The 25,012-nt window shown below is 45.0% G+C and carries 20 protein-coding genes; 18 read left to right on the top strand and 2 right to left on the bottom strand.

The window, feature by feature from the left end; all coding sequences use genetic code 11:
* Positions 1 to 118: 118 nt before the first annotated feature.
* From AC1DM9_RS17895 to AC1DM9_RS17915, 5 genes are all read left to right on the top strand, one after another.
* Positions 119 to 841 (top strand): sugar phosphate nucleotidyltransferase, encoded by a 723-nt coding sequence (locus tag AC1DM9_RS17895; protein WP_441886782.1) that lies wholly within the window; start codon positions 119 to 121, stop codon positions 839 to 841.
* A gap of 220 nt (positions 842 to 1,061) precedes the next feature.
* Positions 1,062 to 2,207, top strand: coding sequence for a glycosyltransferase family 4 protein (locus tag AC1DM9_RS17900; RefSeq protein WP_477581408.1), 1,146 nt, complete (start codon positions 1,062 to 1,064; stop codon positions 2,205 to 2,207).
* A gap of 225 nt (positions 2,208 to 2,432) precedes the next feature.
* Positions 2,433 to 3,344 carry a CgeB family protein gene (locus AC1DM9_RS17905; protein ID WP_477551077.1) on the top strand — a complete coding sequence of 304 codons (912 nt, stop codon included), beginning with the start codon at positions 2,433 to 2,435 and terminating at the stop codon, positions 3,342 to 3,344.
* Between the two features lie 32 nt (positions 3,345 to 3,376).
* A complete protein-coding gene (locus AC1DM9_RS17910) occupies positions 3,377 to 4,708 on the top strand; it encodes a glycosyltransferase family 2 protein (protein ID WP_477581410.1) in 1,332 nt (443 codons plus the stop codon).
* Positions 4,709 to 4,732: 24 nt separating this feature from the next.
* On the top strand, positions 4,733 to 5,827 hold the full coding sequence (locus AC1DM9_RS17915) for a family 6 glucosyltransferase (protein WP_441886770.1): 1,095 nt from the start codon (positions 4,733 to 4,735) through the stop codon (positions 5,825 to 5,827).
* Positions 5,828 to 5,905: 78 nt separating this feature from the next.
* On the opposite strand, the gene AC1DM9_RS17920 is transcribed toward AC1DM9_RS17915, so the two are convergent.
* Positions 5,906 to 6,985, bottom strand: a complete 1,080-nt coding sequence (locus AC1DM9_RS17920) for a hypothetical protein (protein ID WP_477551080.1) — start codon at positions 6,983 to 6,985, stop codon at positions 5,906 to 5,908.
* Positions 6,986 to 7,206: 221 nt separating this feature from the next.
* Between AC1DM9_RS17920 and rfbF the strand changes: the two genes are divergently transcribed.
* The 7 genes from rfbF (at position 7,207) to AC1DM9_RS17955 (ending at position 15,336) form a co-directional block, all read left to right on the top strand.
* Complete coding sequence (gene rfbF / locus AC1DM9_RS17925; RefSeq protein ID WP_477510612.1) at positions 7,207 to 7,998, top strand: glucose-1-phosphate cytidylyltransferase; 792 nt, start codon at positions 7,207 to 7,209, stop codon at positions 7,996 to 7,998.
* A gap of 10 nt (positions 7,999 to 8,008) precedes the next feature.
* Positions 8,009 to 9,094 carry a CDP-glucose 4,6-dehydratase gene (rfbG, locus tag AC1DM9_RS17930; protein WP_441886761.1) on the top strand — a complete coding sequence of 362 codons (1,086 nt, stop codon included), beginning with the start codon at positions 8,009 to 8,011 and terminating at the stop codon, positions 9,092 to 9,094.
* Positions 9,095 to 9,106: 12 nt separating this feature from the next.
* On the top strand, positions 9,107 to 10,027 hold the full coding sequence (locus AC1DM9_RS17935) for an NAD-dependent epimerase/dehydratase family protein (protein ID WP_477581413.1): 921 nt from the start codon (positions 9,107 to 9,109) through the stop codon (positions 10,025 to 10,027).
* A 44-nt stretch (positions 10,028 to 10,071) separates the two neighbouring features.
* Complete coding sequence (locus tag AC1DM9_RS17940; RefSeq protein WP_477581415.1) at positions 10,072 to 11,955, top strand: glycosyltransferase family 2 protein; 1,884 nt, start codon at positions 10,072 to 10,074, stop codon at positions 11,953 to 11,955.
* Between the two features lie 21 nt (positions 11,956 to 11,976).
* Positions 11,977 to 12,657, top strand: coding sequence for a hypothetical protein (locus AC1DM9_RS17945; RefSeq protein WP_441886752.1), 681 nt, complete (start codon positions 11,977 to 11,979; stop codon positions 12,655 to 12,657).
* Between the two features lie 14 nt (positions 12,658 to 12,671).
* Positions 12,672 to 14,120 (top strand): glycosyltransferase family 2 protein, encoded by a 1,449-nt coding sequence (locus AC1DM9_RS17950; RefSeq protein WP_477581417.1) that lies wholly within the window; start codon positions 12,672 to 12,674, stop codon positions 14,118 to 14,120.
* Between the two features lie 109 nt (positions 14,121 to 14,229).
* On the top strand, positions 14,230 to 15,336 hold the full coding sequence (locus AC1DM9_RS17955; RefSeq protein WP_477510616.1) for a glycosyltransferase family 2 protein: 1,107 nt from the start codon (positions 14,230 to 14,232) through the stop codon (positions 15,334 to 15,336).
* 58 nt (positions 15,337 to 15,394) lie between these two features.
* Here AC1DM9_RS17955 and AC1DM9_RS17960 read toward each other — a convergent pair whose 3' ends face one another.
* A complete protein-coding gene (locus AC1DM9_RS17960; RefSeq protein WP_441886743.1) occupies positions 15,395 to 16,330 on the bottom strand; it encodes a GDP-L-fucose synthase family protein in 936 nt (311 codons plus the stop codon).
* Positions 16,331 to 16,524: 194 nt separating this feature from the next.
* Between AC1DM9_RS17960 and gmd the strand changes: the two genes are divergently transcribed.
* The 6 genes from gmd to AC1DM9_RS17990 all read left to right on the top strand — a co-directional run bounded on the left by gmd (position 16,525) and on the right by AC1DM9_RS17990 (position 24,967).
* Positions 16,525 to 17,598, top strand: coding sequence for a GDP-mannose 4,6-dehydratase (gmd, locus tag AC1DM9_RS17965; protein ID WP_441886740.1), 1,074 nt, complete (start codon positions 16,525 to 16,527; stop codon positions 17,596 to 17,598).
* Positions 17,598 to 18,923, top strand: a complete 1,326-nt coding sequence (locus AC1DM9_RS17970) for a sugar phosphate nucleotidyltransferase (RefSeq protein ID WP_477581420.1) — start codon at positions 17,598 to 17,600, stop codon at positions 18,921 to 18,923. The genes gmd and AC1DM9_RS17970 overlap by 1 nt, the downstream gene beginning before the upstream one ends.
* Positions 18,920 to 19,297, top strand: a complete 378-nt coding sequence (locus AC1DM9_RS17975; protein WP_477581422.1) for a hypothetical protein — start codon at positions 18,920 to 18,922, stop codon at positions 19,295 to 19,297. The genes AC1DM9_RS17970 and AC1DM9_RS17975 overlap by 4 nt, the downstream gene beginning before the upstream one ends.
* A 17-nt stretch (positions 19,298 to 19,314) precedes the next feature.
* The gene (locus tag AC1DM9_RS17980) at positions 19,315 to 19,983 is read left to right on the top strand and encodes a polysaccharide biosynthesis protein (protein ID WP_477581568.1); all 669 of its coding nucleotides are present in this window, start codon (positions 19,315 to 19,317) and stop codon (positions 19,981 to 19,983) included.
* Positions 19,983 to 20,936 (top strand): Rossmann-fold NAD(P)-binding domain-containing protein, encoded by a 954-nt coding sequence (locus tag AC1DM9_RS17985; RefSeq protein ID WP_477581570.1) that lies wholly within the window; start codon positions 19,983 to 19,985, stop codon positions 20,934 to 20,936. Before AC1DM9_RS17980 ends, AC1DM9_RS17985 begins: the two co-directional genes overlap by 1 nt.
* Before the next feature lie 224 nt (positions 20,937 to 21,160).
* The gene (locus AC1DM9_RS17990; RefSeq protein WP_477581424.1) at positions 21,161 to 24,967 is read left to right on the top strand and encodes a phospholipid carrier-dependent glycosyltransferase; all 3,807 of its coding nucleotides are present in this window, start codon (positions 21,161 to 21,163) and stop codon (positions 24,965 to 24,967) included.
* Positions 24,968 to 25,012 lie beyond the last annotated feature (45 nt).

Here is a 25,012-nt window from a genome sequence, read left to right on the forward strand (position 1 = left end):
ATTTTTGATCAACAACGTCCAAATCTTAGCGCATGTGGTTATCCATCCACTCTTAAATCTTTTAAATTCATATACTTATAAGGGAGTTTCAGTAGAGTGAGGGGAGGTGGACTTCTGGATGAAAGGCGTTATACTGGCTGGCGGGTCAGGCACGAGACTTTATCCGCTAACGAAATTTATGAACAAGCATCTATTGCCAGTCGGAAAGCATCCTATGATATATTATGCGATTAAAAAGCTGGCGGATGCAGGGATTAAAGATATTTTGCTCGTTATAGGAAAACAATCAGCAGGCTTGTATGTTGATTTTTTGGGGAGCGGCCACGAATGGGGCGTCAATCTCGTTTTTAGAGTGCAGGATCAGTTTGGCGGTGTTGCTGAGGCATTAGCTTTGGCAGCTGGGTTCGTATCTGCGGATGAAAAATTTGTCGTTCTGCTAGGAGACAATTTGTTCGAGGATTCATTATCTGAATATATGGTTTCTTTTGAAGCATCATCGGAAGAGGCAAAGGTATTACTTAAGAGAGTAGCTGATCCAGAAAGATTTGGCGTTCCGAGAATGGAAGGCGGGCGTATTGTATCCATTGAGGAGAAGCCTTCGAATCCCGGCTCTAATTATTGTGTAACGGGTATTTATATGTACAACGCTGATGTTTTTAATGTAATTAAGACATTGCGTCCTTCGGGGAGAGGGGAGCTTGAAATTACCGATGTAAACAACTTTTATGCGGCGAGGGGGGCACTCAAGCACAGCATTTTGAAAGGGTGGTGGCATGACGCGGGTACGTTCACTTCGCTGCAGGAAGCGGGATTGCGTCTAGCGGATGAGAAAACACAATAGTAGGCTAGCTAGACTGCGACATTACCTGTGTCCCAGTCTATTTTTTTGCAACGATTAGGAGAGAAGAAACTTCATGGTAACAGACGCCGTGGCGGTAAAAAGGATCAAACATATTATGAGATAGGGTTGAATGCATAGAGTCACCAAGTATACCGCCATTACAGATATAAGGGAAGGAAAAAAGATTATGAAATTCAAAAATCTTAAGGTCCGACCTAAGATGATGCTGAAGCCAAAAAGGAGAATTGGTAGAAAAAGCCGCTTGGTCAAAAATGGAAGGAAAGATTGGCGGGCAGGATCGATAAGCAGCCAGTCAGAAGGCTACAAAGCTGGATGGAAAGACGGCTATCGTGACGGCCGCTGGATTGCTGTAGTAGGCGGCGTCTGTAAGCCGAAAATTGCATACGTCATCCCAGGATGCTCCATTTCCGGTGGCGTAGCGGTTATTCTTCAGCATGCCAACCGCTTGAAGCAGCGCGGTTATGATGTCGTATTAGTTTCCATGGATGGAAATACGCAGGTTAGCTGGCATCCTGTTGAGGTGCCCATCGTCACAGAATCCCGCGCTCCTGCGGATCGTGATATTGTGATTGCGACCTTTTGGGCTACACTCGGCGCTGCAAGAAGAATAGAAGCAAAGAAACGCTTTTATTTCATTCAATCGGATGAATCCAGATTTTATTCGCCATCGTCGGAGCAATCGAAGCTGGCCTATCAAACGTACAAAACGAATGATTTTACGTTTCTGACGATGGCAGGCTGGCTGCAGCGCTGGCTGCAGCGTACGTTTAATAAGCAAGCGATCTATATCCCTAACGGACTCGATACCTCACTTATGTATGAGGCAGAGCCGCTTGCACCAAAAAGCAGCAAGGTTAGAGTATTGCTGGAGGGCCCTATTAACGTTCCTTACAAAGGAATGAGCGATGCTTTTGCGGCAGTGCGGGATTTGAACTGTGAGGTTTGGTGTGTCAGCTCGTCGGGGCGTCCCGCTGCATCTTGGCGCTGTGACCGCTTCTTTGAGAGTGTATCCTATGAAACGATGAAGCATATTTACTCTAGCTGTGATATTTTGCTCAAAATGAGCAGGGTTGAAAGTTTCCTCTATCCTCCACTTGAGATGATGGCTTGCGGAGGAGTTCCAGTCGTTGCTGATGTAACGGGGACGGATGAATATCTGGTCAATCATTATAATAGTTTGGTCATTCCAAATGACATTAGAGCAGCAGCGAATGCAGTACAAAGTTTGATAGCAGACAAGTCTCTGCGCGAACACCTAAGAGCTGGCGGGAGCGAGACGGTAAAGAAGTGGGAATGGGATCGAAGCATAGATTTGTTGGAGCAGGCACTAATTAGAAATGTATAAAGAGTATTCGTTACAGAAAGAGGTGAGATACTTCTGAAGCAGAAACGGAAAATAAACATTTCAGCAGCAAACGAGTGGGATGCAGGACGCGAATCTGGCTGGAAGCATGGTTACCATGTGGGTACCTGTGAGGCGATAATTCAGAAAATACCGCGGCCTGCAAGCGTGCTTCGATCTCTGCGAGTATTATATGTTCGCGCGGGATTAAGAGGCCCTTTTCCAGATATGGATCAGGCGGTTACGGATGCTCTCAGAGGTATGGTCAGCGAGCTGATCATCGCATCTCCATCGGATAATCTTATTGATCTGGCAAGCAGGAGAAGACCGGATTTAGTGCTCGTACTGCATGGCACTCAGGTGCCAGTCAACCAAATCAAAGGCATTCGTTCGATCGGCGTTAAAACAGCGATATGGCTCGTCGATGAGCCCTACGTAACCGATGTTACAACGGTCATTGCCCCGCAGTATGAATGGCTATTTACCCATGAGTTGGCTGCTATTCCAATATATCGGCAGCTCGGCTGTCAGGTTCATTATTTGCCGCTGGCAGTTAACCCAGCCGTGTATAAGCCCAAATATGTACCCGCTCATTATCAAAGCGATATTTGCTTTATTGGGAATGCCTTTCATAACAGAGTCAGATTAATAGATCGAATTGCTCCTGCACTAGCACAGCGCGATACAAGAATTATCGGTTTGTTCTGGAAAAGGCTTAAGCGTTACAAAAGCCTAAGCAAGGGCATTCGCATTTCATGGATCAGCTCAGAAGAAGCAGCGAGCTATTACAATGGCGCCAAGATTGTCATCAATATTCATCGTTCCCATGACGACAAGGTGCATAACAAAAATAGCCGCAACCTTCCCGGCCTGTCGATCAACCCTCGTACGTATGAAATTGCGGCTGCCGGAGCTTTTCAGCTTACAGATGTTCGTCAGGACTTAAGCGATTTTTATGTACCTGGAACGGAGCTTGAAACGTACTCTTCACCAAAAGAGCTGGCTGATAAAATTGCATATTACCTGCATGACGAGCAAAAGAGGAATCAAATCGCATTAAGAGGATTTATAAAAACGCTGGAGCAGCATACCTACGAGAAGCGGCTCAGCCAGCTGCTTCAAATCGTCTTTCCATCATGATAGCTAAACAAGATCGTGGGAGGTGAACCCAGATGCGCAAGCGATATTCGCGCAGGCGTATAAAAGCAGTCCGTAAAATAAAGCGAACCAACTTTCAAGCGAGCTATGCAGCTGGTTATCGGGATGGCAGGGCGAGTGGAGCAGCAAGCTATCAGCAGCCTTTTGAAGGCACAAGCATTATTATTCCAACCTATAACCAGTTGAACTATTTACGAAATTGCATAGAGAGCATTCATAAATATACGCCGCAGTCTTACGAAATCATCATTATTGATAATGGCTCAACGGATGGAACGGCTGCCTATTTAAAGTCGCAGGCAGGGCGATTGCGCTATAAAATTTTTCAAGAGAACTTAGGTTTTTCCGGTGGCGTCAATCAAGGCCTGATGATGGCAAAAGGTACGTCGATTCTCATTCTTAACAATGATACGATCGTGACGAAAAACTGGCTGTCGAATTTATTGTCGTGCTTGAACAGCAACCCATCGATTGGTCTTGTTGGTCCGGTAACCAATTATTTGTCGAATGATCAAAAGATTGATGTCAGCTACAAAAACATGAAAGAAATGCAGCAGTTTGCCCAAAATTACAATCATATTAACCCGGTACGATGGAGAAAAACGAATGCCATAATGGGCTTTTGCTTGCTTTTATCCAGAGAGGTGCTTCAGCGAGTCGGGTATATGGATGAGGGATATGTCATTGGGACCTGCGAGGATGTAGACTTTTATCTTCGGATACAATTGCTTGGTCTGGATCTAGTTATTGCGGAGGATACATTCATCCATCATTATGGCAGTGTGACGATGCGTTCGTTTCTGGATGCTTCCTTGCTTAATAACGCTTTTTTTCGTGAAAAATGGGGCGACTGGGATCAGATCAGCAGGCTGGAGTCGGTAATGAATTCTGCATCGCCTAATGAAAAGAGAAAAGGAACAAACTTTTACCCTAGCCATATCGTTGTTAAAGGAACTGATTCGAATGTGTATTGGGTAGAAAATGGATATCGATATATTGTACGGTCTTCAGATTTAATGCATGTGGATGCAGTAAGATTGCCGCAGCTTGATTTATGGAACTGGCCGATAGGAGGGGACATTTCGATTACAGTTTTGCAGCAGAGAATAGCTGCATTATCGGCGCTCACCACCAATTTCGCTGAGGGCAGTTTAGTAAAAACGCAGGACGGCGAAATGTACCAGATTATACAGGGCAAGCTGCACCGAATGACGACAAAATATGCCTATAAGGCATGGGGACTGGAGCAGCGTTATGTTCGTCCTTTAACGCAGGCCGATAAAAACCAGTATTCGGAAGGCTTCCCTATTGTAGCTCCTCCGATCATTAAGGCTAATAATATATAATTCCAAGTTTAGGAGGACGGCAGCATGCTGACGAAACGAAAAAAAAGTACAGCTATTAAAAAAACGAGCGTCAAAAAAACGAGTGTCAAAAAAACGTTGAACGCCGGCGGGAAATTAAGCAGCCGCAAAAACAAATATGGTGTAAAAAAAGGGAAACGGCGAGGTAAAACATTAAAAAAAGGGTTGAGAAGCGGTGCAAGAGGGAGAAAAAGAAGCGGACCGTTTCACACAGGTTATGAGCAAGGGTATAGAGAAGGGCATTCGAAAGGTTTTGAGGATGCGCATCAAGAGTCTTATATGACGAATCAAGGTGCTGTCCTCTCGCAAGCACAGCCAGAAAGCACAAATGCATCGCCTTATCTGACTACTCAAATGCCGAGTGAAGCGGAAATTGCGAGCGTAGCCGGATCTCGAATCGGGATTCTTTATATATGCACAGGGAAATACAGTATTTTCTGGGAAAACTTCTATCGGAGCGCCGAAGCTTATTTCTTGCCGGGCTACCAGAAAAACTATTATGTATTCACAGATGCCGAGCACATCGTTGATGAAGAGAGATCGAACATTTTGAAGATTCCTCAAGATAATCTTGGATGGCCGGGCAATACGCTGCTGCGATATGCGATGTTTAGAAACGTGGTGCATCAGCTGCAGCAGGAATGTGATTTTGTATTTTTCTTTAATGCCAATATGCAATTCGTTGATGTCGTAAGAGAAGAAATATTGCCAATTCACGAGGGCATCGTTGCGGTCCAGCATCCAGGCTTCTACAATAAAGCGCGCCACGAGCTTGATTTTGAGAAAAATCAACAAAGCTTAGCCTATATTCCGGAGGGCGCAGGAAGCTACTACTTTATGGGTGGGTTGAACGGCGGCCGAACGGAGCACTATACGAATCTCATTCGTGTTCTGGATGACAATATTAGAACGGATATGAATAATGGGATCAATGCCGTTTGGCATGACGAATCGCATTTAAATAAATATTTAATCGACAAGTCTCCTAAAGTGATGAATCCATCCTATGGTTACGTGGAGGGCCAGCAGCTTCCGTTTCCAATGAAAATATTAATTCGCGATAAAAACAACTTCGGCGGCCATAGCTTTTTGAGAAGCTAGCGGCATAAAAAAACGTAAGCGGTTCGGATTTTTCCGAGCTGCTTACGTTTTTTTGTGGATGAATGAAAGGAACAGCTATTAAAAGATGTCTACCTGCTCGTGGCATGCGGCTGGGATATAGTTTGCATATTTGTTTACGTTTATACGATCACCGTTCTCAAATAGCAAAGCAAGCTCTTGCGGCGAGTATTCCTTATTGCTTCCTGAGCGGTTGGCATACACATTCTGAACGACGTTGAGCGGGTTGCAAAACGCTAAGGATACTTCGCTGCATGCTAGAAACTGGCGCCCCTCAGACAGCTCCTGCGCACGTCCTGCCATACATCCTTCAAGCGTATTGGGGTTGGAGAAATCCAAGTTTCTCAGATGCGGAAGAAGATGAGTTGTGCGGTATACCGAGCTGGAAACTTCAATCGGATAGCCGAATTCATACTGCGCCGATGTCCAGTCAAACTTGCGATAGCCATACTCGATAATGTGATGCCATGGAATAGACTGTTCAGCACTCATCGTGTAGCAGTAACGAATGTTTGGTCCCAGTCTTAAGGAAAAGCCAATCAAATCGTTGTGCGCAGCTAATGTGTTCATGACGGACTGCAGCGTGAAATCGCGAACGAACAAGCAATCATCCACGATGAATAGAACATAGGTATAGGGTTCCATCGAAGCGATAACCTGCTCTTTGAATTGCTCCTCTTTAATAAATTGCACCAACGGGTATTCGTTTTTGAGTCGTTCATATTGTGATTCATAAAAATCGCTCGATGTCTTGTAAAGGACCTTCATGTGAAAATTGGAAATATCGAGGGCATGCAAGTAAAGCGATCGCAGGGCTGCATCCAGCTGGAGGGCTCGATCCTTGCTGAAAATAATACCCGTCAGCGGTATTAAAATAGGCGCTGCCCCTCCGTCGCTTGGCTGTTCAACAAGAGTAGAAGCAGGAGCAGTAGGAGCTATTGGAGCAGCTGGTACTTTACGGGCGAGGATGCCGCGTTTCCATCCTCTTGCTCGTTTGTTTATTCGATTTGACCGCAGCAGCTTCTTCCCCTTGCGAGAAGCTCTGCGACGCGTATTTGCGGACGTGCGATTTATTTTTTTACTTTGTCGTTTCATCCGCTTATTCGCAGCTGGTTTTCGTTTGACAACGGTTTGAGACAAGCGTTATCCCTCCTTATTTTCAAGAAACCTCGTTCAATGTATTCTATGTCGATAATTTGGCATGGTACGGGCAATCGATAGGCGTGAAGCGCCTGTATTCCATTGCTTGATCGCATCTATTAAATTTTCACAGACTGGGTATTCATCAGAACAACAAACTATTGAATGAATAAACATAGGAAGATGGCAAAGTATATTTGAGAGAAAGAGAGGATGTTTCTATGCGGACGATAGATAAAAATACGAAAGTGGTCATTCTAGCAGGTGGGTTCGGCACTAGAATAAGCGAGGAGTCGCTCATGAAGCCAAAACCGATGATCGACATTGGGGATAAGCCAATCTTATGGCATATCATGCAAACCTATGCGCATTACGGCTTTACTGATTTTGTGATTTGTTTGGGCTACAAAGGTTATTTCATCAAAGAATATTTCTATCATTATTTTTTGCATCACTCGGATGTGACCTTTGATTTATCGAATCGAAACGAAATGACAATTCATGAATCTTCCATTGAACCTTGGAAAATCACGTTGGTCGACACAGGCAAAGAAACGATGACGGGCGGCAGGCTAAAGCGAGTTCAGCCGTATTTAGGAAACAAAACATTTATGCTGACGTACGGCGACGGGGTTTCGGACATCGATATTGGCAAGCTGTCAGCTTTTCACTGCTCTCATAACAAGCTGGCTACAGTAACGGCTACGCAGCCAAGCGGCAGATTTGGCGCTCTCGATATAAAGGACAGCAACAAGGTTATTGATTTTATGGAGAAACCAAAAGGCGACGGGAGCTGGATTAATTCAGGTTTTTTCGTAATGGAACCGCAGCTGCTTGATTATATTGAAGGCGATCATACAAATCTGGAGATGGACTGCATGCAGAAGATAGCTAATGATGGACAACTTATGGCTTATAAGCATGAGGGGTTCTTTCAGCCGATGGATACGCTTAGAGATAAAAACTATTTAGAAGGTTTATGGAAATCAGGAAAAGCGCTATGGAAAAAATAAAGGAGTGTCCATGATGAATCCAAGCTTTTGGCGCAATAAAAAAGTGTTCATTACTGGACACACCGGCTTTAAAGGCAGCTGGCTTTGCTTGTGGCTGGCAGCGATGGGCGCCAAGGTGACTGGTTATGCGCTAGCACCGCAGCAGCAGCCTAATTTATATGAGCTTTGCAATATCGATGCGATGATTCAGTCCGTTACCGGTGATATTAGAGATTCAGCAAGGCTGAGCAAGGTTTTGTTAGCTGCTGAGCCTGATATCGTTATTCATATGGCAGCTCAAGCTCTGGTTAAGCCCTCCTACGAAACGCCTGCTTATACTTTTGAAGTCAACGTCATGGGTACGGTTAATCTGCTTGATGCGGTAAAGCTTGCTGTGGAGAGTGGAGCGGGCATTAAGGCGGTTGTTAATGTAACGACAGATAAAGTGTATGAAAATCAAGAATGGGCATGGGGCTATAGGGAGAGCGATAGGCTGGGCGGTTATGATCCATATTCAAACAGCAAAGCTTGCTCGGAGCTTGTTACAGCCTCTTATCGCAATTCCTTCTTTCATAGCAAAGATGAGAAGGTTCACGGTGTCGGCATTGCAACGGCAAGAGCGGGCAATGTCATCGGGGGCGGAGACTTTGCTCAGAATCGCTTAGTTCCAGATATGGTTCGTGCCTTCATGGACGGCAGTGCGGTGAGCATTAGAAACCCGCATGCTGTAAGACCTTGGCAGCATGTACTTGAGCCTTTAAGCGGATATTTGCTGCTTGCAGAGAAACTTTATGCGAACGGATCAGAGTATGCGGAAGGTTGGAATTTCGGTCCTCGCGATGAGGATGCAAGGCCGGTAGGCCAGGTTGTTGAACAACTTGGTGCGAAATGGGGCGGCGTAGTAGTGCATACGGATACAGGCAAGCACCCGCATGAAGCCCATGAGCTGAAGCTGGACTGCTCGGAGGCGCAGCGGCGCTTAGGGTGGAAGCCAAGATGGACCCTTGATCAGGCGCTGAATAAGGTGGTTGAGTGGACGCTTGCCTATCAAGGCAACGAAGATATTCGGCAGGTTTGTTTGAATCAATGGCATGAATATGCAGGGAAAACAAGCTGAGGGGGGAGATCGATGATAGAAAAAAATTCCCGTGCAGCCTTAACAGCTTTAGTCACCGGAGCCACGGGTTTTATTGGCTCACACCTCGTTCGAAAGCTTTTGGCGGAAGGGTGGAAGGTGCACATTATCGCTAGAAATGAATCGAGCCTTAAGCAACTGGAGGATGTCCAGGGTGCTATCATCATACATCGGCATGATGGGACGATTGACAGTATGTTCGCAATTGTCGAGTCTGCAAAGCCCGATCTTGTTATTCATTTAGCATCCTTCGCCACAGTTACTTATGCGCCAAGACAGGTAGAAGAGATGCTGACAAGCAATATTCTTTTCGGTACGCAGCTAATGGAGGCGATGTTGTCGCAGCACGTTTATGCATTCATTAATACGGGAACCTTCTCACAGCATTTTGACAATAAGCTTTATAGTCCAAAATCGCTGTATGATGCCTCAAAACAAGCGTTTACGGATATTTTAGCTTATTATTGTGAATCGTCGCCGTTACGTGTAATTACGCTGGAGCTGTTCGATAATTACGGTCCAAACGATACGAGATCCAAAATCATTTCGTTGCTGCTGAAGGCTGGAAAGGAACATAAACCGCTTGCGATGTCACCTGGAGAGCAGCTGATTGATATTGTACACATTGATGATGTTGTTGAAGCTTATATGCTCGCAGCCCAGCAGCTGCTAAATGAAGGGGCAGTTAAGAACGAGGTTTATTCCGTTTCTTCACAGCAGCCCATTCCACTGAAGGAGTTAGCGGGCATTATCGAAAAAATAATGGATGTACCGTTACAGGTGAATTGGGGAGGACGACCCTACCATCCGCGAGAAATTATGATTCCATGGAACAAGGGGGTAACCGTGCCGAAGTGGAAGCCAAAAATAACACTAGAGGAGGGAATTAAAAGATTAATAGAGCAACAGCAATAGGAATGAGAATAGATTGCTGTTAAAAATGAGGAGGGTAAATAAAGATGAGAATCTTGCTTTGTTATGAGGCGGATGAGGCAGCTGCGGGCAGTAAGGCAGCCGGTCAGCTCACCGCTGCGCTCCATGGTTTACTCGTTCCAATAGGCGCAGTAACGCTGTTCAATGCCTCATATTTTGATCAGCGGATGCTGCAAGGTCAAAGCTACGATCTGTATGTAGGTGCATCCTATCATCTCTCACGTATAAAAGGGCTATGCCATATAAAGAAAAGTATATTGATAACGACAGGGCTGCATCCACAAGAAATCAACCACAGCACGTCTAGATTAAAGGCTGGCCATAACCTGCCAGATGATGTTTTCCATGAGACTGCTGCACCGAATGTTGACGAGCTGGAACAGTCTATCAAACAAGCTGATTTCATTATCGGAATCGGAAATATTGAAACCTACAATTCTTACATCAAACGCGGACTGCCAAAATGGAAATTAAAAATGTTGTTAGGCGGGATTGCTGCTTTAGATCAACCTAATACGTTGCCATCTTCGGAAAATGTAAAAACGGGGCAAAGAAGAGTGTACACGTATATCGCTCCAAAACTCGGATTAAGCAATGGTTTTGAAGCCGTCTTTCTACTCTTCTCGAGTTCAGACATCGCGAGTCAAAATTTGGAGCTGCATGTTGTAGGGCAGCCTGCAAATAGGTTTTTCAACAACAGGCTGCTGCAATTAAAAGCTGTGCTCGGTGATAAGCTGTTTGTTCACGGTGAAGAGCTTAATGAAGCCCAGAGCGCTGAGCTGCTCTCGAACACTGATTTTATCGTTTACCCCTCGTTAGGCCAATATGATTCTTCGATTTTACAGGGACTAATCCACGGCGCTATACCGCTTGTAACCGAGCAGTCCGGCATCGATTTTTCACCCATCGGAGTATTCGACCCATTGGATCATTTGCAGCAAAAACAGCTGCTGCAGCGCACGCTTCAGCTGAGCGATCAAGAGATTGTGTACTGGAAAAAGAAGACGATTGAATATGTAAATGAATATCACCTTCCTTATAAGCAGGTGCTGGACAAGACGATTAAGGATTGCCTGAACGGGAATTTATATCCGAAAATAAGCATTACGCTGCCTGTTTTCAATAAAGAAGCGACGATTGTTCCCCTAATAGCGGAGCTGCACCGTGCTGTGAGCGAATATAAAAATGCTGAACTCCGAATTATTTTCGATGGCTGCTACGATCAAAGCGAATATGTGGTGAAGCAATTTTTTCAGACCGTTCAAGTGGATTACAGTATTGCTTATGAAACGACGCCTAACATTTTTGAGATTAAAACGAACAACATCGGCTTAAAAAAATCATCCGGTGCTTATTGCGTCATTCTGCAGGATGACAATTATGTTTACGATAAAAATATCTTTTACGAGGTTGTACAGTTTATGGACAGAAATACGAGTTGTGCCATTGTCGGCTGTTTATCCGGCGTTAACTTTTACCCGAGAGGAACGACGCTTAGCGGACCAGGGCAAATCTCGTGTTCTGCAAACGAGGTGTATTGGAGGCAGGATGAGAAAGCAGATCCGAATTTGAAAAACCGTGTTTTTGAAGTGGATGCTTGCATGCGGGGACCGCTCGTCATTCGAAAATCATTTTTGGAGCAGTATGGATACTTGGATGAAGGCTACGCGCCTTTGTATCAAGACGACATGGATATTTGCTTTCGGGCTAAGCATTACGGCTATAAGGTGTATTGCATGATGTCCGATGTAGAGAACCGTTCTTTAACAATGGCCCATTACGATACAGGGATGAGCAGGATGTTCCATGAGGTGATGGAGCGAAATACGAATATTTTTTATGCAAGATGGACGCCGAGTACAAACAAAGATTATGCATGGATTCATCGAACTCGCGTTGATGGATCATAGGTTAGAAGGAAGTGGTCATGAATGATTTATTTAGTAAGTTTTGCATCGCCAGAATTTCAATCCTATCAAGATAGACTAAACGCGACTGCGCTGCAATATGGCGTTGATCGTGTCATTTCATATCATCCAAGCGATCTCGAAGGAACGGCTTTTGCTCGTAACAATGCAGCAATTTTGCAGCATGAGAAAGGCTTTGGCCTATGGTGCTGGAAGCCGTATATTTTACTGGACTCTTTATCGAAAATGGAAGAAGGAGCGCTGGTGCTGTATTCGGATGCGGACACGCGGTTCACCAATCCATTGTATCCGCTATTTGCCCACTGCGCCGATAACGGCGGATTTGCTTTTTTTAAAACAGCCTATTATTTAAATAAAAGCTGGACAAAAAGAGACAGCTTCGTGCTCATGCAGTGCGACAGCTCGGGTTATTGGGAAGCGGAGCAGGTCTGGGCTGGATTTTTTATGTTTTACAATAATGAGAAAAGCAGAAGACTATTAGAAGAATGGCTGTTTTATTGCGAAGATTATAAAGTGATTTCGAATGCTGAAAATAGCAGCGGCCTGCCGAACTTCCCGGAATTTATCGATCATCGTTACGACCAGTCGATTCTTTCGCTGTTGACGGTTAAATACAGCTTGCCGGTGACGAAGGATATGTATCATTACTTTATGTTGCCAGACAGGAAAGTTACACCAGAATGAAAGGAGCTTGCCCGATGAATGTGAAGGTCAGCATAGTAATCCCGTGCTTTGATGAGGGTAGATGTATTGAACAAACCATCGATTCTTGCTTAGCTTCTTCCTATTCGGAGATTGAAATAATCGTCGTGGATTATGGATCAACAGAGCCAGCGACGATTGATCTATTAAATCGTTTAAATAAACCAAAGACGAGAGTCATTTATGAGAGGAACTGTGGACTCCCGGCTGCGAGGAATGCGGGGATTAAGGCAGCACAGGGCGACTTCATCGTATCGCTGGATGCAGATGATTTGCTCCATCACAGCTTTCTTGAGAAGGCGATTCGCCTGCTTGAGCAAAATCCAATGGCAGGCATTGCTTCGCCAGGCTATCATACTTTCGGGGCTGTTCATTATAGCTGGGAGCCGCCGGTCTTTCATTTTGGCCGCTTGTTAGCTGAAAATATTATATGCATAAGCGCTCTCTTTCGGAAGCAGGCTTGGCTTGAAGCTGGCGGCTATAACGAGGGGATGACGGATGGTTATGAGGATTGGGACTTTTGGATTTCGCTTTCGAAAAAGGGCTGGACCAGTGTAGCTGTAAATGATGCCCCGCTGGCTTATCGTGTATTAAGCGCCGATTCCGATGGTTCCATGCATGATCTGCTCCGTAAACAAATTGTGAATAACCATCCAGAGCTGTTTCACGAAAACCGCTTGGATAAGCTATGGCTCAGCTGGCTGTGCGACGAATGGGAGGTTAGGAGAATGCTGCGCAGGCGGCTTGGTCAAGATCTTGAGCTCGCGCCAATCGTAAGCATCGTCATTCCCTGTTACAATTACGTCCAATACGTGGAGGAGGCCGTAGATTCTTGCTTAAACTCGACCTTTCAAGAGATTGAAATTATTGTCGTAAATAACGGCTCTACTGACCCGTACACGCTCGAAGTTCTGCAACGCCTTCAGCGGCCAAAAACGAGAGTCATTCATGTTCAGACGAATATTGGTCTGCCGTATGGACGAAACGTTGGCATACGCGAAGCAAGAGGGAAATATATATTGCCCCTTGATGCGGACGACAAAATACAGCCTACTTTAATAGAGAAGGCTTACCGCATATTAGAAGCGAGACCGGAGGTTGGCTTCGCAACTGTCGGCTTGGAGTATTTCGGCGATCAATCGTGGGTTTGGATTCCGCCTGAATTTGATTTTAACCGCTTGCTCTCTGAAAATATTGTTTGTGTCACCTCGCTTGTTCGCAAAAGTGCTTGGTTATCAGTAGGCGGTTACAATGAAGCGATGATACACGGCTATGAGGATTGGGATTTCTGGATTTCGTTATGCGAGAGGGGCTGGCGTGGGACTGCCATTCATGAAGCCTTGTTATTATACCGGCGTCATGGCCATTCGTTGTCCTATGATGCGGGACAGAAGCATGCGATGATTGTTCAGCAAATACGAGCGAATCATCCGAGATTATACTGAAACAGCGACATTGTTGAAAGAACGATGAAGATGCCCTAAGGCTTTTGTCCAAACCATCTGCATCTATCATTCATTGTATAGTAGTGAGTGTGTAGAAGGAGGCGGGAAGGTGCCAAAGGTAACGGTTTTGATGCCGGTTTATAACGGTGAATTGTTTTTGCGCGAAGCAATCGAAAGCATTTTAAATCAGACATTTCAAGATTTTGAGTTTTTAATTATTGATGACGGCTCCAAGGATCAGAGCGCCGCAATCATTGCTTCTTACTCGGATACAAGAATCCGTTTCTTTAGCAATGGATCAAACTACGGACTTATTTTCACGCTGAACAAGGGGCTTGTTCTTGCTCAAGGCGAATATATTGCTAGAATGGATTGTGATGACTTTGCTTTTCCTGATCGTTTGGCAAGGCAGGTTGAGCATATGAATCAATACCCGGATATCGGCCTTTGCGGCACAGCGATGAAATATATGCATACCGATATTTGGGTTAAGCATCCAACCGATCATGAGGACATTAAGGCAGGGCTTTTGTTTTATTGCTCTCTAAATCATCCAACGGTCATGATGCGGAGCTCCGTCGTTAAGAGCTACTCGCTTTATTATGACTATCAGAGTCCACATACGGAGGATTATGAGCTGTGGACGAGAATGGCGCAATTAACCCGCATCACGAATATACCTGATGTTCTGCTTCATTACCGCATTCATAGTGAGCAAATAGGCGCGAAGCATAATGCGGAACAACAAGAGATCGGGAAAAAAATTGTATTCAATCAGCTGATTCAGATGGGGCTTCTGCCTACCGAGGATGAGCTTAATCTTCATATGAACGTATGCGAGAGACGTTTGCAGGCAACAGACGGTTTTGTTCAAGGGGTGACAAGCTGGTTCGATAAGCTTCGGGCAAAAAATATCGAAACAAACCATTATTCCCAGCAGAGCCTTGAAAATGTGTTGAATTCGTATTTTGCTGAGGTTTCAAGCTATTATCATGCTAATCTGCCAGTTGCCAAACCAGCTTCAAGCATAAGGAGAACGAAGCCGTTAAGAAGAAACGGACGTAAAAGGTTAGGAAAAAAAACAACCGGCATGCGAAGAAAAAAAAGTAGTAAAGGTGCATCAAGCAGGAGAGCTGTCAGCCGGAGCAAGCGCAAGGGGAGTGTCCAGCCACGGATTAAAGGGAGCGCAATAAAAGGAAAGAAGCGGGCATCATAAAAACAAAAGCCACAGCGACTAGGGATAGTCGCTGTGGCTTTTGTTTTTATGACCGTATTTATTGCTGATCGATATACCATTTCACGGTCTTCTCTAACCCTTCCGGCAAATCCGTCTGTGCCTTGAAGGAGAATAGCTGCTCTGCTTTGGATGTGTCAAGGCATCTTCGCAGCTGCCCGTCGGGTCTGCTTGCATCCCATCGTATATTTCCGGTGTAGCCTGTTTTCTCCGCAATTAAATGAACGAGCTCTTTAATCGAGATTTCGCGGCCTGTGCCAATATTGACAGGCTCTTCGCCATTAAACTGCTCTGCGGCTTGCAGAATAGCTGTTGCTGCGTCCTCCACATATAAAAACTCTCTTGTTGCAATCCCTGTGCCCCAAACCTCAATGTAATCAGCATTCTGTTCTTTCGCCTCTAAGCATTTCCGAATAAGCGCAGGAATGACATGCGAGGTTTCCAGATCAAAGTTATCTCTGGGACCATACAGATTAACGGGTAGAAGGAAGATGGAATTAAAGCCGTATTGCTTGCGATAAGCTTGAGACTGAACGAGCAGCATTTTTTTGGCTAAGCCATAAGGTGCGTTTGTCTCTTCTGGATAGCCGTCCCACAGCTCTTCTTCCTTGAATGGAACATTGGCAAATTTGGGGTAAGAGCAAATCGTTCCGCAGGCTACAAACTTTTCGACGCCATGAAGACGAGATGCCTCTGCGAGGTGGATGCCCATCGACAGGTTGTCATAGAAGAAAGAACCTGGATTTGCGCGATTGGCTCCAATCCCACCTACTTTTGCGGCCAAATGAATGACGATATCCGGTTTATAGTCTTGAATGACGGACAAACATGCGGCCTGGCTAGTTAAATCATATTGCCGGCTCCTCGGTACAACAACGTCTGCTGCATCGTATTTAGCAAGCAGCTCGACGACATGCGAGCCTAAGAAGCCGGAGCCTCCGGTGACCATAATTTTTTTCCCTTTCAATTGACTCATTATCAGCCTCCGACCTTTCCTATTTAACCTGAATATATAATTCTACTTATCAGATTATGTAATCGGCTTCTAATGTGAGCATGTCTTTGCCTATTTATAGAATAGAGTTTGAGAAGCTTCCATTACGTCCATACCAATTCGTTTGAGAGACATACTATGTTACTAATTGGGATGATAGGGAAGGGGCAGATGCTTTGAAGATTGCTTTTGTAACAGGGATTACGGGACAAGACGGCGCATATCTAGCGGAATTGCTGTTAGATAAGGGATATATTGTACACGGATTGCAGAGAAGAAGCTCTCTGCCGAATACCGGGAGAATCGACCATTTGTTGAATGATTCCAGCATTAATGAACAAAGATTTTTTCTTCATTATGGAGACCTAACGGATTCTTTAAACATAGTGCGAATTATTGAACAGGTGAAACCGGATGAAATTTATAACTTGGCAGCGATGAGCCATGTTCATGTCAGCTTCGATACGCCAGAGTATACAGCCAACGCAGATGGCATCGGAACGCTGCGCATACTGGAAGCTGTACGACTGCTCGGGCTTACGCAAAAAACAAAAATTTATCAAGCCTCCACATCTGAGCTTTACGGGCTTGTTCAACAAATTCCGCAGCATGAGAATACACCGTTTTATCCCCGCAGTCCTTATGCAGTTGCCAAGTTGTATGCCTATTGGATCACAGTAAACTACCGCGAGGCCTACGGCATGTTCGCGTCCAACGGTATTCTCTTTAATCATGAAAGTCCTTTGCGAGGGGAAACATTCGTTTCACGCAAAATAACGAAAGCCGTAGCCCGTATAGCGCATGGACTGCAAGACAAGGTTTACTTAGGAAATTTAAATGCGCAGCGAGACTGGGGACACGCAAGAGATTACGTCGAGGCGATGTGGCTGATTCTTCAGCAGAGCGAGCCGGAAGACTTTGTTATTGCAACAGGATACACGACAGAGGTTAGAGAGTTTGTTCGTCTTGCTTTTGCCGAGATCGGTGTGGAAATAGCATTTAAAGGGGAAAAGGAAGACGAAGTGGCCTATGTAAAGGCATGCCATAATCCAGCCTATTCGCTTCCGGTCGGCAAGGAGGTTGTTGCCGTGGATGCCAAATATTATCGGCCTACCGAGGTTGAGCTGCTGCTCGGAAGTCCTGAGAAGGCAAAGAAACAATTAGGGTGGACACCTAAATATGACGTTCAAGCGCTTGTTAAAGAAATGGTTATGCAGGATATGAATGCACTAAAAGGAGCGCGAGGCTAATGAAAATAATTTTGCTCTCGGGAGGCTCCGGCAAACGATTATGGCCGCTTTCGAACGGCTCGCGAACGAAGCAATTTTTAAAGGTGCTCAAAGGGGAGAACGGCGAACGAGAATCGATGGTTCAACGGGTGTGGAGACAGCTGCAAGAGGCTGGTCTTGAGGCTTCATCCTATATCGCCACATGCTCCTCTCAGGTGGATTTGATTAGAAGCCAGATTGGCAACCAAGTTCCGATCATCGTGGAACCGGAGAGAAGAGATACCTTTCCGGCTATTGCTTTGGTTTCCGCTTATTTGAATTCAATAGTGAAAGCTTCTAAGGACGAGATCGTATGCGTGCTGCCTGTAGACCCCTATGTAAATACAGATTTTTTCAAAAAGATCAAGGAATTAGAGCAGGTTTTGAGAGGAACGAATGCGGAGGTTGCCTTAATCGGATCACGTCCGACTTATCCTTCAGAGAAATATGGCTATATGATTCCATCTCCTATGAATCTCGCATCACAGACTAATAATAGCATCGTGATTACAAGTTTTGTTGAGAAGCCGCCAGCGCTGATTGCCAAGGAGTTAATAGACAATGGTGCACTATGGAATTGCGGCGTGTTTGCCTTCAAGCTTGATTATTTGCTCTCGCTTCTACGCGATCGAAATTACCCAACCTCCTATCAACAATTATCCCGTCAATATGCTGCGCTGCCCAAAAACAGCTTTGATTATGAAGTGTTGGAAAAAGCGAAGCAGCTCAGAGCCATCGCATATGAAAATGAGTGGAAGGACCTCGGCACATGGAACACGCTGACGGAGGAAATGGATACGAATGTAATTGGGCAGGGTCTTATAAGCGACGATTCGAACAATACGCATGTGCTTAATGAATTGGATATTTTGGTGACGGTGCTTGGTTTATCGAACATTGTTGTAGCAGCAAGTCCGAATGGCATTCTCGTATCCGATAAATCTGCGAGCCCCCGCATTAAGGAAATGATGCAGCCTATCGATCAGCGACTGATGTACGAGGAGCTCCGCTGGGGCTGGTATCGCATTTTGGACGTGTTTAAGCTGGAAGACAACCGAGAGACGCTCGTGAAAAAAATTGTGGTTCATACAGGAGAGCATTATGTTCCGGGTTCATTGCCCTCTCGAAGGGTTATATGGACCGTTCAAGCCGGCAAAGGCGTAGCGATTGTGGATGGTAAGCCGCTAAACGTCGCTCCCGGGGATTGCTTGGAAATGGAGTCGACAACAAGCTACAGCATAGCCGCTTTAACGGAGCTTACTTTAGTGGAAGTACAAATAGAGACGACGAGCGGAGTGGACGTATGACATTTAGAAAAAGGATGCTGGTCTTATCCATCATCGACAGCTTGCTGCTCCTCGGAAGCTGGATGTTTGCTTTTTATTTGATTTATGGCGAGCTTCTGCCTCAATCATTATCGGTTACTGATGTGGCAGTAGCTGGACTTTTTATCATTACAAGCTACTTCTTCCTTGTCATCAGCAAATCTTACAAAACTTTATGGAAATATGCAGGCGTGCACGAACTCATTAGGGTGTTTAAATCGGTGGCGGCAGCCGTCATTCTCTACGCAGCGGAGTTGCTGCTTTTCACAGATGAACAGTTTCCTTTTCTAATGCTTGTTGTGCTGGGACTAACCTCTGCGGCGCTGCCGTCAGAAATAACATATTTGGCACGCTGAATGTTGTAGACAATGCGATTAAGGCTGAAGTGCAGCGATTTGTATTCATCTCTACCGATAAAGCGGTGAATCCAATTAATGTGATGGGAATGACGAAGGGAATGGCAGAAATGCTTGTGCAGTCCAAAGCAAAAAGCAGTGCTACGATCTTCTCGATTGTTCGATTCGGCAATGTACTGGAGAGCAGAGGAAGCGTAATTCCCATCTTCAAGAAACAAAGCGCAGCAGGAGGGTCGGTAACGGTGACGCACCCGGATATGGTTCGATTTTTTATGACGATACCAGAAGCGGTTCATTTGGTTCTTCAAGCAGGCGCATTGTCAAACGGCGGGGAAATCTTCGTGCTCGACATGGGCAAGCCGGTGAAAATTGATGACCATGCGAAAGCACTGATTCGTTTTGCCGGTTATAAGCCGGAGCAAGAAATGAAAATCAAATATACAGGCATGCGCCCTGGCGAGAAATTAGCAGAATCGCTATTTTACGAGAAGGAGAGCATACTGCCAAGTCTGCATCCTCGAATTTTTATAGCTTCGCTGCGAACACTTGATGAAGAGCAGCTGCGGTCGGATCTAAAGAGGCTGGAGTCGGCGATTATTTTTGAGCAAGGTGAAATTAAAAATATTTTAGGGGAAATTTTGAAAAAGCATGGGTTAGATGAAGATGAGCACGGCGATGCAGAGTGATGCGAGAAATTGATGATTGTGTAAAAAAAGCACATGAAAGCAATCGTTTGGCGCTTGCCATTATCGGATCTACTGCGAGGCATAACAACCCGCCTTTTATCATTGGACCTGCCAGAGAATCGCAGACTTTTGTAGCCTGTTTCTATATTGTTGCAGAGCGAGAGCATGTAAAGGCTATTTGTGAATACGCCGATGGTAAGGTCGACTACATTTTCATTGACGCCGAAGCTAAAAACGCGGAAGCGGGTGATTTTCTGGCTGTCGCCAAAGCGTGTGTGCTGCAGAGTGTGATAAAAGCCTACAAAGGAAACGATATTACCTCGCTGGCTTGCGATCTTCTAATCAACGAGCTGGTTCCAGAGCTTAAGCAAAAGAAGGTCTCGATTATTGGCGCAGGAAACTTAGGCTCAAAGCTTGCGTTGACGCTCGCCGAGCGAGGTGCTGACGTTTACATCAGCAGGAGAGATCAGCATGGAGCAATCATTGCGCAAGCTTTGAATGCCATTCTTCCAAGGTACAGCACCGGGCGGATATACAATGAGAACAACATCGCGGAATCCGTCAAAAATGCTGACATTCTTATAGGATTTACGCAGGGGCTCCCTGTTATAGACGAGGCTGCGGTCACAACCTTAGCTAAGCATGCGCTTATTGTGGACGGCGGCATCGGAACGGTTAAGGAGGCTGCGATCGCAACAACTAGGCGATTAGCGATAACTATTATTCGGCTTGATGTGCGCATTGCGTTTTCTTATGTCATTGATGCGATGTTGAATACGGAATATTTTATGAGGCATATCGCTGGAACAAGAGTCATAGATGGCAAAAGCTATGTGGCGGGAGGCATGATCGGCGAGAAAAACGATATCGTTGTCGCGGATATAAGAAAACCTTCAGAAATCGTAGGCATAGCCGATGGAAAGGGTGGTATGCTGCCTCCATCCTCAAGCTGAATCGAGAGTGCTTGCATGCAGAAAAACATGCATTCCATTGTGTCATTTCGCGCATCCCATTAGGGATGCTTTTTTATTATCGCTGTCGACTTTTCCGTCGTGCTAAAAAAGCGGTGGAAATTTCACTTTTTCATTGACCATGAGGTTAATATCACATAGAGTTAAGTTGTATTTCATTATAAAATGGACAACTTTATTCCAAATATGAGGTGGAAATCGGAACGATGATGAATATGTTTAGTCGCGCTACAATAACCATCCTTCTCCTAACCCTTCTATGGCCAGCGGCAGTATCAAACGCAGCAAGCAATCTACTTAACAATGCCGGTTTTGAAAATGTTGCGGAGGGAGCGCCTTCCTATTGGACGCATGATGCGTATTTGAAGGAAGAGCAAATTACTTCGTATACGATTGATAATACCGAAGCGCATACAGGAACCTATTCAGCCGTGCTTGAGAACAAGCAAGCTAATCACTCGCGGTGGACACAGACGATAAAAGTAAAACCAAAAACAACATATAAATTTTCTGGGTACGTGAAGACGGAACAAGTAGGCTTGGATGCAACAGGAGCTCTATTTTTCGTTGAAGGCGTAGCAGTAACTTATCCTGAAGTGAAGGATACAAATGGAAAATGGGCTTACGTTGAATTTTATGCGAAAACGGGCCAGGACCAAAAGAGTATTACCTTTAGCGCTAGTTTAGGCGGATACGGGAGCATTAATACCGGAAAAGCTTATTTTGATGACGTCAGTGTAGAGAAAGTATCTAAGGCGCCATCCGGTGCAGAGGTGTTCAGCTTAGTCCCTACGGAGACAAGCCAAGGAACTGAAGCATCGACTTCGGGCGGCTCAGTCCTTCCACTTATTTTGTTTGGTGCACTGTTCACCTTGTTTTTTGCACTTATCTATAAGAAGCTGTTTCGTGAGCGAAGCTGGCTTGAAGAGAAACAACATTTACATAAAATCATTCTTGTATTCGTGTTCCTTGGGGCACTAATTTTGCGGCTCTGGATTGCTGTTTCAAGCAGTGGTTATGCGAATGATATCGCTTTGTTTATGGCTTGGGCTGACCAAGCTGCGAAGCAGGGGCTTTCTGGATTTTACCATTCGGGAATGTTTGTAGATTACCCTCCCGGCTATATTTATATTCTGTATGTATTAGGTTTAATCAAAGATATGCTGTCGCTAGATTCAGGATCAAATGCGGCAATGCTTCTATTTAAGCTCCCGGCGATTTTAGCCGATTTGGCTGCTGCTTATTTCATTGTCCAAATAGGCAAGAAGAAAGCAGGATATTCGATAGCGTTAGGATTAGCGCTTCTTTTCTTATTCAATCCAGCTATTATTGTGGATTCTGCCGCATGGGGGCAAGTGGATTCAATATTTGCGCTGGCACTCGTGCTGGCTATTCATGGACTGGTCGAAAATAAAATAGAGCGCGCTTCGGTTTTGTTTGCTATTGCAGCGCTTATTAAGCCGCAGGCATTTATTTTCATGCCGGTGCTGCTGTTGTGGTTCGTATATCGGAAAGATTGGAAGAAGATTCCGGTAAGCGCATTTTACGGCCTCACTACATTTATATTGCTCGCTTTGCCTTTCTTCTGGGGCAACAGCGGCTTGTCGGGCCTCATTAAGCTGTATTCAGGAACCTTGTCTTCTTATCCGTATGCGACGCTAAATGCATTCAACTTCTATGCGTTAAGCGATGCGAATTGGAAGCCGATTAAGGATACGTGGCTGCTGTTTTCGTTCAAAACATGGGGGAATATCTTCATTTTTGCAGCCGTAGCGATCTCCGCTTTTTTTGCACTGTTAAAGCGAGACAATGAATCGTCAAAGCGCTCTTATTTTATAGCGATGGTGCTTATCGTTGTCGTATTTATGGGTGTAACAAAGATGCATGAGCGTTATCTGTTTCCAGTAATGCTGCTTGGAATCTTTGCTTTTATACAATCGCTCGATCGCAGGATGTTGATGGTGTATTTCGGATTTAGCTTGACGAGCTTCATCAATATTGCTTATGTGCTTGACTACAGCAAGGTGAGCACGAACGTGCCTTTTAATGGAATTGTTCTATTGTGCTCGTTAGCAAATGTTGGATTGATGCTTTACTTGTTATATATCGGATATGATAATTATGCACGCGGAAGATTGAAGCCTATCGCCCCGCTGCTGGAGGAAGAACGCAAGCAGTCGGATCACAAGACACTAACAGCTTTCAAAGCTGAAGCGATCTCAAGAGTGAAGCAAGAGAATGAACGACTCGTGCGCAAGGATTGGATATGGATGGGTGCGATTACGCTAATTTATGCGGTCGTCGCGCTATTCCAACTTGGCGAGATGAAGGGGCCGACAACCGCATGGCAGCCTTCGTCCGTTGGTCAAAGCTTTTACGTTGATTTGGGCGAGGTTAAGCAGCTTGATCGCATCAACAGCTTTGGCGGAGTTGGAACAGGAAAATACAAATATGAATTTAGTCAAAATGGGACCGACTGGGACAATCTCATGGAAGTCGACAGCAGCCATGTTGCTGTATTTACTTGGAACAGTCAGCCCGCGGCGCTCGCAGCTCGGTATGTGAAGCTTACGACGGTTCAAACAGGCTTCTCCATGCATGAGATGGCTATTTACGAGCAAGGCAACCAAATACCGTTATCAATCGTCGGAATAAATGATGAGCAGGCGAAGGATGCCAAACGAGGCAGCGTACCTTTGCTCTTTGATGAACAGCAGCGCGCGAAGTATGAAGCGACTTATATGAACGGATCTTATTTTGATGAAATTTATCATGCCCGTACTGCTTATGAGCATATGGAGCATATTGTAGCTTACGAGAATACACATCCACCGCTTGGCAAAATTATAATTGCGATCGGTATTAAGCTGTTTGGGCTTAATCCGTTTGGCTGGCGCATTGCCGGCACGCTGTTTGGCATTGCAATGCTGCCGTTAATGTATGTATTCGCGAGAAGGCTGTTTAAAACGACTGTTTATGCTGGTGTGGCGACTGCCTTGCTAGCAGCAGATTTTATGCATTTTACGCAGACTAGAATTGCAACGATTGACGTTTACGGCGTGTTTTTCATTATGCTGATGTTTTATTTCATGCACAAATATTATTCCTTAAGCTTCTACAAGGTAAAGCTGAGTGTTACTTTGCTGCCGTTGTTTTTAGCCGGTCTCTTTTTTGGAATCGGAGTAGCTTCCAAATGGATTGTGCTCTATGGGGGCGCAGGCTTAGCTATTATGCTCGGTTTATCTTTATTTGATCGTTATAAGGAGTATGCAGCTGCCAAGCGAGTTCTGAAAGAGAACAAAAAAGAGTCTGGCTTTAGCCAAGACAAGCTGCAGCATATTATAAACGTATTTCCTCGTTATACGATCATAACGCTTGCTGTATGTCTCGTATTTTATATCGTTATACCGCTTGCGATTTATGCGTTATCCTACATTCCAGTACTGACTGTAATGGATGAAGGATATACCTTGAAAAGTCTAGTTGATTACCAGAAGCATATGTTCAGCTATCATAGCAAGCTGGTATCAACGCATCCATTCTCATCCTCATGGTGGGAGTGGCCGTTCATGAAGAGGCCGGTATGGTATTACTCAGGCGACAATATGGCAGCAGGTATGAAATCCACAATTGTAGCGATGGGCAATCCGCTTATTTGGTGGGCAGGCATTTTTGCGATGGCAGCGACGATATGGATGAGTATCAAACGGAAAGATAAAGCGATGTATACGATATGGATTGCGTTTCTAGCACAGTACGTGCCTTGGATGCTTGTAACACGTCTAACATTCCTTTATCACTATTTTGCAATGGTGCCGTTCATTATTCTGAGCTTGGTCTATATGTTTAAAATAATCGAAGAGAAACGGCCAAACTTTAAGCTGATTCGAAATGTTTTTGTAGCAGTAGCGATATTGTTGTTTGTGATGTACTATCCTGCGCTATCCGGTATGACTGTAAAGACCTGGTATGTAGAGCATGTTCTGCGCTGGTTCCCAAGCTGGTTATTTTAAAATATAAGAAAGTATATCGTTTTCTCATACTTATCTTATATTTCA

It is taken from the genome of Paenibacillus sp. 01T431 (genome assembly GCF_056398625.1).

Coding starts and splice junctions, on each gene's coding strand:
- AC1DM9_RS17895 (WP_441886782.1), top strand. CDS start 119: ATGAAAGGCGTTATACTGGCTGGCGGGTCAGGCACGAGACTTTATCCG.
- AC1DM9_RS17945 (WP_441886752.1), top strand. CDS start 11,977: ATGATTTATTTAGTAAGTTTTGCATCGCCAGAATTTCAATCCTATCAA.
- AC1DM9_RS17975 (WP_477581422.1), top strand. CDS start 18,920: ATGACATTTAGAAAAAGGATGCTGGTCTTATCCATCATCGACAGCTTG.
- rfbG (WP_441886761.1), top strand. CDS start 8,009: ATGATGAATCCAAGCTTTTGGCGCAATAAAAAAGTGTTCATTACTGGA.
- AC1DM9_RS17990 (WP_477581424.1), top strand. CDS start 21,161: ATGATGAATATGTTTAGTCGCGCTACAATAACCATCCTTCTCCTAACC.
- AC1DM9_RS17905 (WP_477551077.1), top strand. CDS start 2,433: ATGGATCAGGCGGTTACGGATGCTCTCAGAGGTATGGTCAGCGAGCTG.
- AC1DM9_RS17910 (WP_477581410.1), top strand. CDS start 3,377: ATGCGCAAGCGATATTCGCGCAGGCGTATAAAAGCAGTCCGTAAAATA.
- rfbF (WP_477510612.1), top strand. CDS start 7,207: ATGCGGACGATAGATAAAAATACGAAAGTGGTCATTCTAGCAGGTGGG.
- AC1DM9_RS17900 (WP_477581408.1), top strand. CDS start 1,062: ATGATGCTGAAGCCAAAAAGGAGAATTGGTAGAAAAAGCCGCTTGGTC.
- AC1DM9_RS17960 (WP_441886743.1), bottom strand. CDS start 16,330: ATGAGTCAATTGAAAGGGAAAAAAATTATGGTCACCGGAGGCTCCGGC.
- AC1DM9_RS17970 (WP_477581420.1), top strand. CDS start 17,598: ATGAAAATAATTTTGCTCTCGGGAGGCTCCGGCAAACGATTATGGCCG.
- AC1DM9_RS17915 (WP_441886770.1), top strand. CDS start 4,733: ATGCTGACGAAACGAAAAAAAAGTACAGCTATTAAAAAAACGAGCGTC.
- AC1DM9_RS17935 (WP_477581413.1), top strand. CDS start 9,107: ATGATAGAAAAAAATTCCCGTGCAGCCTTAACAGCTTTAGTCACCGGA.
- AC1DM9_RS17940 (WP_477581415.1), top strand. CDS start 10,072: ATGAGAATCTTGCTTTGTTATGAGGCGGATGAGGCAGCTGCGGGCAGT.
- AC1DM9_RS17985 (WP_477581570.1), top strand. CDS start 19,983: ATGCGAGAAATTGATGATTGTGTAAAAAAAGCACATGAAAGCAATCGT.
- AC1DM9_RS17950 (WP_477581417.1), top strand. CDS start 12,672: ATGAATGTGAAGGTCAGCATAGTAATCCCGTGCTTTGATGAGGGTAGA.